The 14,282-nt window shown below is 72.1% G+C and carries 19 protein-coding genes; 8 read left to right on the top strand and 11 right to left on the bottom strand.

Annotated features, from left to right (window positions below; translation table 11 throughout):
* Positions 1-14: 14 nt before the first annotated feature.
* Entirely contained in the window at positions 15-269 is a 255-nt protein-coding gene (locus ACWJI7_RS08175; RefSeq protein WP_479936961.1) for a hypothetical protein, read from the bottom strand.
* Between the two features lie 77 nt (positions 270-346).
* Here ACWJI7_RS08175 and ACWJI7_RS08170 point away from each other — a divergent pair, with 77 nt between their 5' ends.
* Together ACWJI7_RS08170 and ACWJI7_RS08165 are read left to right on the top strand one after the other, a co-directional pair.
* Positions 347-1,585, top strand: a complete 1,239-nt coding sequence (locus tag ACWJI7_RS08170) for a 1-deoxy-D-xylulose-5-phosphate reductoisomerase (RefSeq protein WP_479937222.1) — start codon at positions 347-349, stop codon at positions 1,583-1,585.
* Positions 1,582-1,947: a (2Fe-2S) ferredoxin domain-containing protein gene (locus ACWJI7_RS08165; protein WP_479936959.1), complete on the top strand. Its 366-nt coding sequence runs from the start codon at positions 1,582-1,584 to the stop codon at positions 1,945-1,947. The genes ACWJI7_RS08170 and ACWJI7_RS08165 overlap by 4 nt, the downstream gene beginning before the upstream one ends.
* Here the strand turns inward: ACWJI7_RS08165 and ACWJI7_RS08160 are convergent.
* The 3 genes from ACWJI7_RS08160 to ACWJI7_RS08150 are packed head-to-tail and all read right to left on the bottom strand — an operon-like array spanning position 1,922 to position 3,853.
* Entirely contained in the window at positions 1,922-2,965 is a 1,044-nt protein-coding gene (locus ACWJI7_RS08160) for an alpha/beta fold hydrolase (protein ID WP_479936957.1), read from the bottom strand. The two genes, ACWJI7_RS08165 and ACWJI7_RS08160, sit on opposite strands and share 26 nt — an antisense overlap.
* Positions 2,962-3,675 (bottom strand): SDR family oxidoreductase, encoded by a 714-nt coding sequence (locus ACWJI7_RS08155; protein ID WP_479936955.1) that lies wholly within the window; start codon positions 3,673-3,675, stop codon positions 2,962-2,964. The genes ACWJI7_RS08160 and ACWJI7_RS08155 overlap by 4 nt, the downstream gene beginning before the upstream one ends.
* Before the next feature lies 1 nt (position 3,676).
* Complete coding sequence (locus ACWJI7_RS08150) at positions 3,677-3,853, bottom strand: hypothetical protein (RefSeq protein WP_479936953.1); 177 nt, start codon at positions 3,851-3,853, stop codon at positions 3,677-3,679.
* Positions 3,854-3,986: 133 nt separating this feature from the next.
* On the opposite strand from ACWJI7_RS08150, the gene ACWJI7_RS08145 reads away from it, so the two are divergent.
* From ACWJI7_RS08145 to trxB, 3 genes are all read left to right on the top strand, one after another.
* Positions 3,987-5,462 carry a DEAD/DEAH box helicase gene (locus ACWJI7_RS08145; protein WP_479936951.1) on the top strand — a complete coding sequence of 492 codons (1,476 nt, stop codon included), beginning with the start codon at positions 3,987-3,989 and terminating at the stop codon, positions 5,460-5,462.
* Between the two features lie 163 nt (positions 5,463-5,625).
* Entirely contained in the window at positions 5,626-5,862 is a 237-nt protein-coding gene (locus ACWJI7_RS08140; protein ID WP_479936949.1) for a hypothetical protein, read from the top strand.
* Positions 5,863-6,015: 153 nt separating this feature from the next.
* On the top strand, positions 6,016-7,434 hold the full coding sequence (gene trxB / locus ACWJI7_RS08135; protein ID WP_479936947.1) for a thioredoxin-disulfide reductase: 1,419 nt from the start codon (positions 6,016-6,018) through the stop codon (positions 7,432-7,434).
* Between the two features lie 2 nt (positions 7,435-7,436).
* On the opposite strand, the gene infA is transcribed toward trxB, so the two are convergent.
* Positions 7,437-7,706, bottom strand: a complete 270-nt coding sequence (gene infA, locus ACWJI7_RS08130) for a translation initiation factor IF-1 (protein WP_006171764.1) — start codon at positions 7,704-7,706, stop codon at positions 7,437-7,439.
* A 253-nt stretch (positions 7,707-7,959) separates the two neighbouring features.
* On the opposite strand from infA, the gene ACWJI7_RS08125 reads away from it, so the two are divergent.
* Positions 7,960-8,550 carry a pseudouridine synthase gene (locus ACWJI7_RS08125; RefSeq protein ID WP_479936945.1) on the top strand — a complete coding sequence of 197 codons (591 nt, stop codon included), beginning with the start codon at positions 7,960-7,962 and terminating at the stop codon, positions 8,548-8,550.
* 44 nt (positions 8,551-8,594) lie between these two features.
* Here ACWJI7_RS08125 and ACWJI7_RS08120 read toward each other — a convergent pair whose 3' ends face one another.
* From ACWJI7_RS08120 to ACWJI7_RS08105, 4 genes are all read right to left on the bottom strand, one after another.
* Positions 8,595-8,810 carry a hypothetical protein gene (locus ACWJI7_RS08120; protein WP_479936943.1) on the bottom strand — a complete coding sequence of 72 codons (216 nt, stop codon included), beginning with the start codon at positions 8,808-8,810 and terminating at the stop codon, positions 8,595-8,597.
* A 59-nt stretch (positions 8,811-8,869) separates the two neighbouring features.
* Positions 8,870-9,832 (bottom strand): NAD(P)H-binding protein, encoded by a 963-nt coding sequence (locus ACWJI7_RS08115; protein WP_479936941.1) that lies wholly within the window; start codon positions 9,830-9,832, stop codon positions 8,870-8,872.
* Positions 9,833-9,945: 113 nt separating this feature from the next.
* Positions 9,946-10,044: a cytochrome b6-f complex subunit PetM gene (gene petM, locus ACWJI7_RS08110; protein ID WP_094556680.1), complete on the bottom strand. Its 99-nt coding sequence runs from the start codon at positions 10,042-10,044 to the stop codon at positions 9,946-9,948.
* 17 nt (positions 10,045-10,061) lie between these two features.
* The gene (locus ACWJI7_RS08105) at positions 10,062-11,150 is read right to left on the bottom strand and encodes a N2,N2-dimethylguanosine tRNA methyltransferase (protein ID WP_479936939.1); all 1,089 of its coding nucleotides are present in this window, start codon (positions 11,148-11,150) and stop codon (positions 10,062-10,064) included.
* A 78-nt stretch (positions 11,151-11,228) separates the two neighbouring features.
* On the opposite strand from ACWJI7_RS08105, the gene ACWJI7_RS08100 reads away from it, so the two are divergent.
* Positions 11,229-12,158 (top strand): alpha/beta fold hydrolase, encoded by a 930-nt coding sequence (locus ACWJI7_RS08100; RefSeq protein WP_479936937.1) that lies wholly within the window; start codon positions 11,229-11,231, stop codon positions 12,156-12,158.
* 37 nt (positions 12,159-12,195) lie between these two features.
* Positions 12,196-12,726 (top strand): acetolactate synthase small subunit, encoded by a 531-nt coding sequence (gene ilvN, locus ACWJI7_RS08095; protein ID WP_479936935.1) that lies wholly within the window; start codon positions 12,196-12,198, stop codon positions 12,724-12,726.
* 2 nt (positions 12,727-12,728) lie between these two features.
* Here ilvN and ACWJI7_RS08090 read toward each other — a convergent pair whose 3' ends face one another.
* Positions 12,729-13,442 (bottom strand): peptidylprolyl isomerase, encoded by a 714-nt coding sequence (locus ACWJI7_RS08090; RefSeq protein WP_479936933.1) that lies wholly within the window; start codon positions 13,440-13,442, stop codon positions 12,729-12,731.
* Between the two features lie 3 nt (positions 13,443-13,445).
* On the bottom strand, positions 13,446-14,033 hold the full coding sequence (locus tag ACWJI7_RS08085; RefSeq protein ID WP_479936931.1) for a photosystem I assembly protein Ycf4: 588 nt from the start codon (positions 14,031-14,033) through the stop codon (positions 13,446-13,448).
* Positions 14,034-14,282 lie beyond the last annotated feature (249 nt).

Below are 14,282 nucleotides of genomic sequence, written 5' to 3'. Positions count from 1 at the left end.
GGTTGAAGCCCGGCTCAGGGCTGGGGCGGGGGGGGCGTCTTACCCCGCATCAACGCCTCGATCCGGCGGATGCGGATCCGGGTGGCCTGCCAGACCTCCAGCCGGAACGCGGCCGGGGTGTCCCTCCGATCCCCGGCAGCCGCCTGGGCGATCGAGTTCTGCAGGGCCTCCACCAGCGTGTCGATGTCCTCGCCGCGCTCGAAGGCATCCCAGATCTCGCGCTCCAGGCGCGCCCGCTCGATGAAATTCCAGCGCTGGAGCCAGAGCATGGTGGGGACCGATCCAGCCCACAGCATCCCCCAGCGGCGGATCGATGGGAGACTGGCGCCACCTGCGGCCCCTGCCTGTGAAAGCCCTCAGCGTGCTGGGATCCACGGGCTCGATCGGCACCCAGACCCTGGCGATCGTCGAGGACTGTCCCGACCGCTTCCGGGTGGTGGCCCTCAGCGCCGGTCGCAACCTCGACCTGCTGGTGGAGCAGATCCTGCGCCACCGGCCCGAGCTGGTCGCCCTGGCCGACGAGGAGCTGATTCCGGCGCTGGGCGCTCGGCTCGACAGCCTCGCCAGCTGCGGCCGCCTGGGTCGCCGGCCGGAGCTGGCCGGCGGGGTCGACGGCCTCTGCGCCGCCGCCGCCTGGCCCACCGCCGAGTTGGTGGTGACGGGGATCGTGGGCTGCGCCGGCCTGCTGCCCACCCTGGCCGCCATCCGCGCCGGCAAGGACCTGGCCCTGGCCAACAAGGAAACCCTGATTGCCGCCGGACCGGTGGTGCTCCCGGAGCTGACGCGCAGCGGCAGCCGGCTGCTGCCCGCCGATTCGGAGCACTCGGCGATCTTCCAGTGCCTGCAGGGCACCCCCTGGGCCGACACGGCCCGCCTCTCCACCGGGGTGCCCACGCCGGGCCTGCGCCGGATCCTGCTCACCGCCTCCGGCGGCGCCTTCCGCGACTGGCCCGCCGCGGATCTGGCCAAGGCCACGGTGGCCGATGCCACCAGCCACCCCAACTGGTCGATGGGACGCAAGATCACGGTGGATTCCGCCACCTTGATGAACAAGGGGCTGGAGGTGATCGAAGCGCACTATCTGTTCGGCCTCCCCTACGACCAGATCGAGATCGTCATCCATCCCCAGAGCATCATCCACTCGATGGTGGAGCTGGCCGACACCTCCGTGCTCGCCCAGCTGGGCTGGCCCGACATGAAACTGCCGCTGCTCTACTGCCTCAGCTGGCCGGAGCGGCTCGACACCCCCTGGCGGCGCCTGGACCTCGCCGAGGTGGGCCAGCTCACCTTCAGCCGGCCCGATCGTGCCAAGTACCCCTGCATGGCGCTGGCCTACGCGGCCGGCCGGGCCGGAGGCACGATGCCGGCCGTTCTCAACGCGGCCAACGAGCAGGCGGTGGCCCTCTTCCTGGAGGAGCGGATCAGCTTCCTGGCGATCCCGCACCTGATTGAAGCGGTCTGCGAGCGGCATGGGCGGGAGCTCCGGAGCAATCCCAGCCTCGAGGAGGTGCTCGCCGTCGACGCCTGGGCCCGCCGCACCACACGGGAACGGGCCGCCGCGCCGGCTCCGCTGCTGACGGCATGACCCCGGTGCCGACGACCCCAGTCCAGCGCCACCTGCTGCTCTGCGCCACCCCCAGCAACCCCCTCTGCTGCGAGCCGGGAGCCGGGGCCGCCAGCTGGGCGCGCCTGAAGCATCTGATCCGTGAGCACGGCCTCGAGGCGCCGGAGCGGGCCGGTGGGGTGGTGCTGCGCACCAAGGCCGACTGCCTGCGGATCTGCGCCGATGGTCCGGTGCTGCTGATCTGGCCCGATGGCATCGTCTATGGCGGCGTCTGCCCGGAGCGACTCGAGCGGATCGTGGCGGAGCATGTGATCGGCGGCCGGGCGATCGAAGAGTGGATCGTGCGGCGCACCCCCTTCAGCGGGGATCACCCCAGCGGCTGATCAGCCAGCGCCGCACCAGCTGGTCGGACCAGCAGCCCCCGGGGCCATGGAAGCCGTTGTGGCCACCGGTGGTGGTGAGTACCACCTCGAGGGCGGGATCGGCGGCGGAGGGCCCGGACCCGGCCAGGCTCACGGCGGCGGCCGCCGGCACCCAGGGATCATCCAGGGCCTGCAGCAGCAGGGTGGGCGGCAGGGCCGTCGGCCGGGGGGTGTGGGCCTGCAGGCGGGGCAGGGGACTGGCCTGGCTGTAATAGCGCTCCACCGTGCCGTAGCCCCAGCGGGGTGCGGTGATCAGGGCATCGAACTCCCGGATGCTGGCGACGGCATCGAGCTGGTCGCGCTCCCCATCCCGCAGGGGCCCCGGGTCCTCGCGCGTCTGCCTCCGCAGCCGCCGCAACAGCCAGCGCTCGTAGACCCGATTGCGCGGACGGGAGATGGCGGCCGAGCAGCCGGCCAGATCGAGCGGGCTGCTCACCACCGCCAGGCCATCGAGGGGCGAGCCGCCATCGAGCAGGGCGTTGAGCAGCACCGTTCCGCCCAGGGACAGGCCGACCCCCAGCAGGGGCCGGTCCCCGGCGTGGTGCCGGGCCTGGGCCAGCACGGGCCTGAGATCGGAGCTGCAGCGGGCTGCGTAGGTGCCGCTCGCCAGGCGGCGGCCCGCGCCCGCTCCCCGCAGGTTCAGCCGCAGCACCGCAAAGCCGGAGCAGCGCAAGGTCCAACCCAGGCGGCGCACCCCATCGGCCCGGCTCGATCCCCCCAGACCGTGCAGGATCAGCACCAGCCCCGCCGGTCCGCCGGTCTGGGGGACATCCAGCTCAGCCAGCAGGGCCTCGCCGGCGCCGATCTCCAGTCGCAGCGCCCGGGACGACTCCGGCGGCAGACGCGGCGGCCGGAGGGTGTCATGGAGGGTCTGCAGATCCGCCCCCCACCAGGGGGGCCGCACCCGGAAGGGCGCCAGGCCCAGCGCGGTCGGCAGCGGGGTCGGGCGGGGGGGACCGTCCCCCCTAGCGGCGCTCACACCACCTGGGGCTGGGCCGCCAGCCAGTCGGCCAGGGGAACCGGCGGCAGCTCGGGGGAGCTGGTGATCTCGAGGATGCGACCGATCGCGGCCGGGGTCTCGAGCGCATCGAGGCAGACCCGCGCCACCAGGCGGCGGGGAATGCTGGAGCTCTCCTGCTGGTCGGGACCGCTGAAGCGGATGCCCTGGGCTTCGAGGTCCTCCTCGGCCTCACTCAGCCCACCGGGCCGCACCACCGTCCAGTCCAGTCCGCTGGCCTCCAGCCAGCGCTCCCCGAGCCGCTTCCAGATCAGGATCAACCCGAACAGGTTGAGCGGGTGCAGCAGGCGCCCGCTGCAGAGCGAGCTCACCAGCACGACCCGGCGGACGCCCTTGGCGCGGCAGGCGGCGATCTGGGGCCGCAGCGCCAGGGCATCCACCTTGAACGGTCCGGTGAGGTCCACCGAGGGGCGGGCACCGGTGGCAATCACCAGGGCCGTCACCCCCTCCAGGGCGCGCTCCAGGGCCGCTCCGTCACTGAGCTCCAGCCGCAGGATCTCGGCCCCCTCCAGCCCGGTGGGAACGGTGGAACCGGGACGCAGCAGGGCCTTGACCCGATCGCCCCGCCGCAGCGCCTCCTGAACGACGCGCCAGCCGGTCTTGCCCGAAGCCCCGCTGACGGCCAGCACGCGCTGGTCCTGCCGATCGGACTGGGCAGGCGTTTCGACCATGTCAGAAATGGGGGAGCAGCTCCTGTTCTAGGCAGCGGGCCTGGCCCAGGGAGCCCTGATGCCGCAGCTGGCGGACCCGCAGGATCATCGGGTCGATGTCGCACTCCTGGGCATGGCAGCGCTCGAGATGGGCACGATCGCCGGCCGGGGGTCGGGGGAACGGGAGCTGATCGTCCATGTCCTGAACGGGGGGCACCGCAGGGGGATGGCCGGAAGTTAGGGACGCCGGCGCCGAAACCCCTGGTGACAAACACTCATCATCCTGGTGCGGAGCGCACAATGGCGCCACAACGGGTCGAAGGCGGGCGGCCATGGGAGCGACAACCGGACCCCGTCCCTCCTTCGACCTGGGTCGGCCGGTGGCGGCAGGATCCCCCCGGCTGCGGCCGCGCCGCTGGCAGAGCCAGCTGATCGAGCTGCTGCGCCGGCGGCTGGAGCGGGGCACCCCCGGGGGGGAGGACGTGCTCCTCCACGCCGGCCCCGGGGCGGGCAAGACCCTGGGGGCCCTGCTGGGATTTCAGGCCCTGCGGCGGGACGGCCGGCTCGCCCATCTGCTGGTCTTCTGCCACCGCAGCTCGATTGCGGGCCAGTGGCGTGACGCCGCCGCCGGCCTGGGGCTGGAGCTGGCGCCGTGGGACCCGGAGGCCGCCGCCGGCCCGGCCGCGGGGCACGGACTGCTGCTCAGTTACCAGAGCGCCGCCCGGCATCGGCAACGGCTCGAGCGGGACCTGGGCTCCCTGCTGGTCGGGCCGGTGCTGGCCGTCGCCGACGAGGTGCACCATCTCGGCCTGGACCCGGAGGATCCGGAGGCGGCCGCCTGGGGCCATGCTTTCACCTGCCTGAGCCGCGGCAGCGTCCTGCGCCTCGGGCTCAGCGGCACGCCCTTCCGGGCCGACAACCTGGGCTTCTGCTCCGCCCGCCGGGTGCCACGACGGGCGGAGGGGGTCCTGGTGGAGGAGATCGCGCCGGACCTGAGCGTGGAACCCCGCCAGCTGATCCTGGCCGGGGATGTGCGGCCGCTGGAATTCCGCTTCCAGGACGGCTGGGTGGACCATGGCCCCGGCGGCGGGGGCGGCCGGGAGGAGCCGGAACGCTCCCCCCTCTCGGCGGAAACCCGGGCGAGCTGGCGGGCCCGCAACCTGCGCCGGGCCATCCGGCTGGGGGACCCGGGCAGCATCGCGCTGCGGGTGCTGCTCGGGGCCCGCCGGCGCCTGGCCGGCCTGCGCGCCGGCGAGCATCGCCAGGCGGGGGGCCTGGTGATCGCCCGGGACATCGCCCATGCCCGCGGCATCGCCACCCTGTTGCAGGAGGACGGGGACCGGGTTCTGCTGGTCCATTCCCAGGACCCCGACGCCGCCGCCCATCTGGCGGCCTTCCGGCGGGGGGAGGCCGACTGGCTGGTGAGCATCGACATGTGCGCCGAGGGTTTTGACGCGCCGCGGCTGCGGGTGGTGGCCTATCTGACCACCGTGGTGACCCGCAGCCGCTTCATCCAGGGAATCACCCGGGCCGTGCGCATCGACGCCGAGCGCTCCGCCCTGGAGAGGATTCCGCGGCGGCCCTCCTACGTGTACGCCCCCGCCGACCCCCTGCTGATGGGCTTCGCCCGCACCTGGTCGGTGGCGGAGCCCTACAGCATCCGGCCCGCCAGCCCCCCGGCAGCGGAGGCGGCGGGCGGCGGGAGCGCGGCGGCGGCCCGGCCGCTGGAGGCACTGCGGGACACCGCCGGAGCGGTGATTCGCCTGAGCGGGCCCCAGCTGCCGGACTTCCTGATGGGGCACCGCTGAGCGGACGGGCCGGATCGGGCTGCAGCGGTCACTACACACCAAAGCGGCAAAGAGTGCGAACTTCTGCGAATCCACACCTCAGGCCGGGTCAGGCCCAGCCAGCTTGGTGACCATCGGGAGCAGGAACATGTCGAATGCCCCTCTCCATCGCCAACTCTCTGGGTTGGCGACCTGGGCGACCGCCCGCATCGCTGAACTCGACCGCCAGGAGCGCTTCGAGGAAAGCTATGCGCTCACCGAAGAGTTCCGCGAGTGGATGCTCTGTCTGGAGGATCACCCCGAACTGGTGGACCCCCTGATCGTGCCGGCCACCGTCATCCGAAACCCTTTTCGAGCCATCGATCGTCCGCTGGGGGAACCCGAGACAGGCCGCCAGCGCGACGGCCTGCTGGAAATCTAAAGCAATCCTTACGGGCCGGGTCCTCGGCCCCCTCCCGTTCACATCCCGTCATGACAGGGCGCCGGTCCTCGCTGGGGCGGATCGCCCGGGCCGCGTCCACGGACCGACGCGCCGTCCCGTAAACTCAACTCATAGTCAGTCCGCTTTAGCTCCATGACGGATTCCGCCCCCCGCGCCGGCGGTGTCGACCCGGACAGCTCCGGCACTCCGGTCGAGAACCTGGTGATCGTCGGCTCCGGCCCGGCGGGTTACACGGCGGCGATCTACGCGGCGCGGGCCAACCTCAGTCCCCTGCTGATCACCGGCTTCCAGGACGGCGGCATCCCCGGCGGCCAGCTGATGACCACGACCCACGTGGAGAACTACCCCGGCTTCCCCGACGGCATTCTCGGCCCCGACCTGATGGATCGGATGAAGGCCCAGGCCGTCCGCTGGGGCACCCGCCTGGTGGAGGCCGACGCCGAGGCGATCGATCTCTCCCGCCGCCCCTACCGGGTGAGCGCCGAGGGCCGCACCGTCGAGACGCAGGCGCTGATCCTGGCCACCGGCGCCAGCGCCAACCGGCTCGGCCTGCCCCAGGAGGAACGGTTCTGGAGCCAGGGCATCAGCGCCTGCGCCATCTGCGACGGGGCCACCCCCCAGTTCCGCAATGAGCAGCTGGCGGTGGTGGGTGGCGGCGATTCCGCCTGTGAGGAAGCCGTGTACCTCACCAAATACGGCAGCCAGGTCCATCTGATCGTGCGCCGCGACAGCCTCCGGGCCAGCGCCGCCATGGCCGACCGGGTGCTGGCCAACCCATCCATCACCGTCCACTGGTTCCAGGAAGTGGCCGACGCCTCCGGCGACGCCTGGCTGAGCGCCATCACCCTGCGCGATGTGCGCAGCGGCGAGACGGAGGACCTGCCGGTGCGGGGCCTCTTCTACGCGATCGGCCACACCCCCAACACCCGCCTGGTGCGCCACCAGCTGGAGGTGGATCCGAAGGGCTACCTGGTCACCCGGCCCGGCCAGCCCGACACCAGCCTGGAGGGGGTGTTCGCCGCCGGCGACGTGGCCGACGCCCAGTGGCGCCAGGGGGTGACGGCCGCCGGCAGCGGCTGCCAGGCGGCCCTGGCGGCGGAGCGCTGGCTCAGCCACCACGACCTGGCGGTGACGGTGCGGCGGGACGCGGTGGAGCCCGAACCCAGCGGCGAACCCACGCCCACGGTGGTGAGCGACGCGGAGAACTTTGATCCCGAGGCGCTCTGGCAGAAGGGGGGCTATGCCCTGCGCAAGCTCTACCACGACGACACCGGCCCCCTGCTGGTGGTCTACACCTCGCCGAGCTGCGGGCCCTGCCACGTGCTCAAACCCCAGCTCAAGCGGGTGCTCGCCGAGCTGGGCGGGGCGGCCCGGGGGGTGGAGATCGACATCGAGGCCGAGCAGGACATCGCCCAGCAGGCCGGCGTGAGCGGCACCCCCACCGTGCAGCTCTTCCACGCCAAGCAGCTCAAGCAGCAGTGGCGTGGGGTCAAGCAGCGAAGCGAGTTCAAAGCCGCGATCGAGTCCCTGCTGGCCGCCCCCGTGGGCTGAGCTCAGCGGCGCCGGGGACCTCCGGGACGGTTGCCACCTGGACGGGGGCCGGTGGCTCCGGCATTGCGCTCCCGGTAGGTGATCCGGCCGCGGGTGAGGTCGTACGGACTGATCTCCACCAGCACCTTGTCTCCGGCGAGCAGCTTGATGCGGAACTTGGTGAGCTTGCCGGCCGCTCGGCAGAGGCACTGGTGCCCGGAGGGCTGATCGAGGGTGACCAGGTAGAAGCCGTTGCCCTGTTCCTTCTCGATCACACCCGAAGTTTCGATCATGCGCTGCCGTAGCTCGATGCTGAGGTTGATGTCAGCTTAAATTGACGGCTCCCCGGCCCTGGCCCGGCATCGGGCGGCGATAGGGTCATCCCCGTTGCCACCGGCTGTCTTGGTGTTCCCACCGCTCTCGCTCGACCTGGGCCTGCTGCTGATCTCGATCGGAGCGGTGAACCTCTGGAGGGCCCGCACCGGCGGCCACTGACAGACCGCTTCCGGCGCCCTGACCACCCTGCTGTTCCACAAGCCCTACGGGGTGCTCAGCCAGTTCAGCCCCGAACCGCGCAGCGCCTGGCGCACCCTGGCCGAGTTCATCCCGGTTCGCGGCGTCTATGCGGCGGGCCGTCTCGACGCCGACAGCGAGGGCCTGCTGCTGCTCACCAGTGATGGCCAGCTTCAGCACAGGCTCACCGATCCCCGCTGGGGCCACTGGCGCCGCTACTGGGTCCAGGTGGAGGGCCGCCCCGATGGGGCGGCCCTGGCGGCCCTGCGGGAGGGCGTGATCCTGCAGGGTCGGCCCACCCTGCCGGCACGGGCCCGCCTGCTGGCCGATCCCGCTCCAGCGGAGCGCCAGCCACCGATCCGCCGGCGCCTCACGGTGCCGACCGCCTGGCTGGAGCTGGAGCTGCGGGAGGGCCGCAACCGTCAGGTGCGCCGCATGACGGCCGCCGTGGGGCTGCCGACCCTGCGTCTGCTGCGGGTCGCCATCGCTCTCACCGACGACGCACCACCCCTCGATCTGGGCGGACTGGCGGCGGGGGAGTGGCGGAGGGCGTCTGCGGCGGAGGAGCGGCGGCTGGGCGGGGCCGGCCGGGGAAAGGGGGGGCGGGGCGAGGGGGGCGGATAGGGAGGTTTGGCGGCCAGCCGGGGACGGCGGGGCCGGCGGGACGCTCAGGCGATCGACTGCTGCAGCTCGCGCACCGTCTGCAACTGGCCGTAGTAGTAGTTGGCCCGGGCGCGGCGGTCGGCGTCCTCCAGGCTGTCGAGGGCATCGAAGCCGAGGCTGATCCAGAGTTCATGACCGCAGGCCCGGTTCAGTTCGGCGACGGCCTCCTGCTCGAGGTTGGCCAGGCGACGCTGCAGATTCTTGATCTGGGCGATGGACATGACGGGGCAATCGCAGACACCGATAGTACAGACGCACTGACGGGCCGGCGCCGGGGGGCTCAGAAGGGCAGTTTCTTGCGATCTTCCTTGTCGAGATCGGCCTCCAGCTCCCGCAGCCGCCGCAGGATCGTGTCGTAGTACTCCTTCAGGTAATCCTCCAGCCGCGTGGTGTCGGCCTCCGCCAGGCCGAAGGCCCGGTAGCTCTCCTCCATCGGAGCATCGAGGCGGCGACCGCCGCCGGTCACCTCGGCGAAGGCCAGCCGCTCCGCCACGTTGAGGCCGGCCTCGAAGAAGGAGGCCACCCCCTGCATCAACCGGATCAGCACCGGCCGGACCCGGAACACCCGGGCCGGCTTGCCGCTGTATTTCTCGCAAAGCTGAACCAACTCCCCGGTGTTCCAGGCCTTCGGTCCCACGACCGGGAAGGTGCCCCGCACGGTCTCGGGGCGCTCCAGGGCCGCCACCGCAAAGCGGGCCACATCCTGGGTGTTCATGTAGGCGATCGGGGTCGGGGTGCCGCTGACCCAGACCGTCTGATTCTCGAGAACGGGAATGGCGAACTGTCCGATCACCCCCTGCATGAAGGCGACGCAGCGGAGGATCGTGTAGTCGAGATCGGAGTGCTCCAGCAGCTGCTCCGTGCAGTGCTTGATGTCCATCAACGGCACGTGGCGGTGCAGCTCGGCGTCCAGCAGGGAGATGAACACCACCCGTGTCACCCCGCTCGACTCGCAGGCCCGCAGCAGGTTGAGCTTCCCCTGCCAGTCGATCCGATGGACACCGGCGCCATCGGTGGGGCGGGCGGTGGCGGCGTCGATCATGGCCTCCTGGCCCTCGAGGGCGTAGGCCAGGCTCTCCGGCTCGAGCAGGTCGCCCCGGGTCAGTTCACAGCCCCATTCCTGCAGGAAGGCCGCCCTGCGGGGGGAGCGCACCATGCAGCGAACCTGATGACCCTGATCGAGCGCACGGCGGGCAATCTGGCGACCGAGCGTGCCGGTACCGCCGACGACCAGGAGCTGCATGAACGGCGGGAGAAGGAGGGGGAGAGCCTAAAGCTGCGCTCAGGAGGGCGCGCCAGAGGGTTGGAGGTCCCACGGATCCAGGGCCTGGCCCCCAGCGGAGCACCGGCCGGGGGTCAGTCCTTCTGGAGTTTGAGCAGCAGGGCCCCGCCCACCAGGCCGACGGGGATCAGCACCCAGAAGATCGCGGCGGTGAAGAAGATTTCCGAAGCCATGGCGGTGGCGAGAACGGCTACCTATCTAGCGCCCCATTCAGCCGCTCGGCCAGCTCCAGCACCAGCGGCCAGGGGGCGTCGGTGCGCAGCTGGCCCGCCATCACCCCGCTGACGCGCCCGCTCCAGCCCCGGGCCCGCAACGCCTCCAGCAGGGGCCGCAGCCGGGGCGGCCCACTCCCCAGGCAGCGCCCGATCTCCGCCATCGGCCAGACCCTGGCGGGGGAACCGGGATCCGCCCTGAGGGCGGCGAGCAGCCGGGCGGCGGCCGGCCCCAGCACCGCTCCCCCGGACGGCCCCGGGTCCTCCAGATCGGCCATCTCCGCCAGGGTGGTCAGGTGCTGCAGGGGACCGATCCAGAGCGGTCCGCTCACCGCCAGCGGCCGCTCCGAAGCGGCCCCGCAGGCGCAGGCGGCCCAGCCCCGGAGCCGGAGCAGGCTCTGGGGCTGCTGGTCACCGCACCCATGGCAATGGGCCAGCAGGCCCAGCTGGTCCTCCTCGCCGGGAGCGGGCCGGCGGCGCAGCTGCACGGCCGTCCGGAAGGTGCGCCCATCGCTGAAGCTGAACAGGGGACGCAGGCCCCGCCCCATCGCCCAGGCGGTGCGGGCGATCAGGCCCAGCTGCAACCGCAGGGCCAGCTCCCAGCTCGCCGGGTGGGCGCGGGCGGCCGCCCCGAGCGAGCGCACGGCGGCCCTGCGGTCGTGGCCGGTGGGGGAGCGTCCGTCGCTGCTGGCCAGGTAGAGCACCCCGTCGAAGCGCACCGCCTCCAGGGCCAGGGGCACCAGGGCCGAGGGGCAGCCGAAGCCATCGAGATCGACCAGCTCGAAACGCTCCTGCCGCAACAGACAATCCGCCAGCAGGCTCTCGGCGGTGCGGGCACTCAGCCGCACGGGGATGTCCTGGAGCAGGGGAGCCAGGTTGGCCTGCAGCAGCGGCAGCCGCTGGGGATCGGCGTCATTGGCCCAGAGCGCCGTCGCCCCCGCCTCCAGGCCATAGCGGAGCGAGCGGATGCCGCAGCCGGCCATCGGCTCGAGCAGAGCCAGGGGACCCGTACGGGCAAGCCAGCGGGCCAGCAGCACGCCGAGATCCCTGGAGGGGCGGGAATCCACCCGAAAGAAGCCATCGCCGGGCCGCACCCGCGCCGCCCCTTCGCAATAGTGAGGTTCGTCCTGCGTGGCCCAGCTCCGGTGGTGACCGCCCGCGCCCAGCCTGTCGCAACCGTGGGCATCAACTGGGGAGAGCACGGCGTCTGGCACTGGCGCGGCCTGGCCTGCCACTGGCGGATGCTGGGGGATCCCTCCCATCCCCCGCTGCTGCTGCTGCACGGCTTCGCCGCGAGCAGCGGCCACTGGCGCCACAACGCCGGAGCGCTGGCGGCCGCCGGCTGGTGCGTCTACGGCCTCGACCTGATCGGCTTCGGCGCCTCCGAGCAACCGGCCCTCCGCCTCGACAACCGGCTCTGGGCCCACCAGAGCGTCAGCTTCCTCCGCCAGGTGGTGCAACGTCCCGCCGTGCTGGTGGGCCACTCCCTCGGCGGGCTGGTGGCCCTCACCGCCGCGGTGCTGGCTCCCCCCTGGGTGCGGGCGGTGGCGGCCCTGCCCCTGCCCGATCCCACCCTGCTGATCGACCTGCCCCGGCGGCGTCCCCCCTGGCGGCGACGGTTGCAGCGGTGGCTGGTGCTGCTGCTCTGCCGGCTGCTCCCCCTGGAGCTGCTGGTGCCCCTGATCGCCCACACGCCCCTGCTGGATCTGGCCCTGCAGAGCGCCTACGCCCTGCCGGTGCTGGGTGACCCGGAGCTGCGGCGGCTGTTCGCCCGCCCGGCGCGCCGGCCCACGGCGGCCTGGGCCCTGCGGGGCATGAGCATCGGCATGGCCCTGCGGCCCCGGGGCGCCACCGCCGCGGCCCTGCTGGGACGAATGCTCCAGCCCCTGCTGGTGCTGTGGGGGGAGGCCGACCGGCTGGTGCCGATCGAGGTGGCCGACCGGCTCCTCTGCCACAAGAGCGACCTGAGGCTGGAGCGGCTGGCCGGCGTCGGCCACTGCCTCCACGACGAGGATCCGGCCCTGTTCGCAGCCCGGCTGCTGGCCTGGCTCGATCAGCTGCCGGTGGCCACGTAATTTGGATCCTGATGCTTCCCCCAGAGCCACCGCGGCCATGAAACACACCCTGTCGGTGCTGGTGGAGGATGAATCCGGCGCCCTGAGCCGCATTTCCGGGCTGTTCGCACGCCGCGGCTTCAACATCGAGAGCCTGGCGGTGGGCCCGGCGGAGTCGGGCGGCATGTCCCGCCTCACCATGGTGGTGGAGGGCGACGACCGCACCCTTGAGCAGATGACCAAGCAGCTGCACAAGCTCGTCAATGTGCTTAACGTCATCGACCTCACCCGCATCCCGGCGGTGGAGCGGGAACTGATGCTGCTGAAGGTGGCGGCGCCGCCGGAGAACCGGGCCGCGATCCTCGATCTGGTCGAGGTGTTCCGGGCCAAGGTGGTGGATGTGGCCGATCACGCCCTGATCCTTGAGGTGGTGGGCGACCCGGGCAAGCTGGTGGCCCTCGAGCAGATCCTCGAGAGCTTCGGCATCCTGGAGATCGCCCGCACCGGCCGGGTGGCCATGGAGCGGGCCTCCGGGGTGAACACGGCCTATCTGAAGGTCACCGCCTCCGACAAACGCGTTCCCGCCTGAGCTCAGGGCTTGCCCTGCACCAGGGTTCCCCCCTCCAGCAGCCGGGCCCGCACCAGGCGATCGCCCTGGCGGATCTGGTCCACCACCTCCAGCCCCTTGACCACCCGGCCGAAGACCGCGTAGCGGCCGTCGAGCTCCCCAAGGGGCTGCAGGGCGATGTAGAACTGCGCGCTGGCCGAATTGGGATCGCTGGAGCGGGCCATCGCCAGGGCGCCGCGCTCATGGCGCAGCTTGAGGCGTTCGGAGAGGCCGGGATCCAGCAGCTCCGCCCCATAGCGCGGCTCGGACTCCCCGCCCAGGGCCAGTTCGAGGGGGATCAGCCGGGGCTGGCCCGTGGCGGGATCGGAGAAGCTGCCGGTGCCGTACTGGTCGGCCGGCACCGACGCATCGGAGCTGAGCGGATCGCCACCCTGCACCACGAAGGGGCTGGGCTCGCGCACGACCCGATGGAACACGGTGTTGTCATAGGCGCCGCGCTTGACCAGATCGACGAAATTACCGGCGGTGAGCGGAGCGGCATCCCCCTGCAGCAGCACCTGCACCTCCCCGCGGGACGTCTGCAGGGCCACCAGGGCCGTGCCGCTGAGGCAGGGGGTGCCGGCCGTGGCGCAGCCGAGCGCCTGGGGGGTGTTCCGGTCGGCGGCGCAGGCGCCGAGACCGAGCGGTGCCAGCAGCAGCAGGCTGAGCAGCAGGGCGCGGGAGAATCGGATCCGCATCACCTAGACGCCCTCCAGGGGAACCCGAAGGAATCGGGCCAGTTCGGCACCGCCGCGCTCCAGCTCCGCCAGGGGCAGGGGTTCACCCACCCGGGTCAGGGGCAGGTCCCGCCGCCCCTGCAGCCGCAGGGCCAGGCGGCGGCGGGGGTTGAGCCCATCGCGCACATCCACCTTCACCGCGAGGATGTCGCGCAGGGGAATCTCGAAGCGGATCTGCTGCCGGAACCCCCGGCGGGTGATCGTGGCGCTCTGGCTGGCCTGATCGAAGCGGTTGGCGCCGGCTCCCACATCGAGAACGATCACGGTCCAGAGATAGGTGGCCAGCAGCAGGGCGGCCAGGCCGTAGGCCCCCATCACCAGGCCCTGGGGCACCCACTCGAGGGCGGCGGGATGGCCGATCGGCAGCAGGTCGACGCCGAGGCGGCTCGAGAGGCTGGTGAGCAGGAAGCCCACGCCCCCGAGGCTGACCGCCACGGCCACCACGAGGTTGGAGGGCCGGCGCGAACCCAGCACGGGCTGCTCCAGCAGGCTGGAGCGAGCGTCGGCCGCGGGACGGGGCGCCGCGCCGGCCGACGGGGAGACCTGGGCCATGGGGAAGCGAAACGGTGCGATGCAGCCATCTTGGCCGCCGCCCGACCCGGGGCGGGCGTGAATCGGAAGAAATACTTAGAATCCAGTGGGAGCAGGCGATGTCAGCCCATTGCACAGCCCCTCGCAGTGCCCGGGAACGTTGTTACCATCGCCCGGTATCCCAAGACCAGCGGGATTTCCGCACCGTTACTTCCCATGACGATCGCTCTAGGGCGCGCGCCGGCCACGAGGGGATGGTTCGACGTCCTC

Source organism: Cryptocyanus atlanticus LEGE 06306 (assembly GCF_056633155.1).
This window is presented reverse-complemented; position numbering and strand designations above follow the sequence as displayed.

Coding starts and splice junctions, on each gene's coding strand:
- ACWJI7_RS08145 (WP_479936951.1), top strand. CDS start 3,987: ATGGGAGCGACAACCGGACCCCGTCCCTCCTTCGACCTGGGTCGGCCG.
- ACWJI7_RS08155 (WP_479936955.1), bottom strand. CDS start 3,675: ATGGTCGAAACGCCTGCCCAGTCCGATCGGCAGGACCAGCGCGTGCTG.
- petM (WP_094556680.1), bottom strand. CDS start 10,044: ATGGCTTCGGAAATCTTCTTCACCGCCGCGATCTTCTGGGTGCTGATC.
- infA (WP_006171764.1), bottom strand. CDS start 7,706: ATGATCGAAACTTCGGGTGTGATCGAGAAGGAACAGGGCAACGGCTTC.
- ilvN (WP_479936935.1), top strand. CDS start 12,196: ATGAAACACACCCTGTCGGTGCTGGTGGAGGATGAATCCGGCGCCCTG.
- ACWJI7_RS08175 (WP_479936961.1), bottom strand. CDS start 269: ATGCTCTGGCTCCAGCGCTGGAATTTCATCGAGCGGGCGCGCCTGGAG.
- ACWJI7_RS08090 (WP_479936933.1), bottom strand. CDS start 13,442: ATGCGGATCCGATTCTCCCGCGCCCTGCTGCTCAGCCTGCTGCTGCTG.
- ACWJI7_RS08115 (WP_479936941.1), bottom strand. CDS start 9,832: ATGCAGCTCCTGGTCGTCGGCGGTACCGGCACGCTCGGTCGCCAGATT.
- ACWJI7_RS08150 (WP_479936953.1), bottom strand. CDS start 3,853: ATGGACGATCAGCTCCCGTTCCCCCGACCCCCGGCCGGCGATCGTGCC.
- trxB (WP_479936947.1), top strand. CDS start 6,016: ATGACGGATTCCGCCCCCCGCGCCGGCGGTGTCGACCCGGACAGCTCC.
- ACWJI7_RS08120 (WP_479936943.1), bottom strand. CDS start 8,810: ATGTCCATCGCCCAGATCAAGAATCTGCAGCGTCGCCTGGCCAACCTC.
- ACWJI7_RS08165 (WP_479936959.1), top strand. CDS start 1,582: ATGACCCCGGTGCCGACGACCCCAGTCCAGCGCCACCTGCTGCTCTGC.
- ACWJI7_RS08085 (WP_479936931.1), bottom strand. CDS start 14,033: ATGGCCCAGGTCTCCCCGTCGGCCGGCGCGGCGCCCCGTCCCGCGGCC.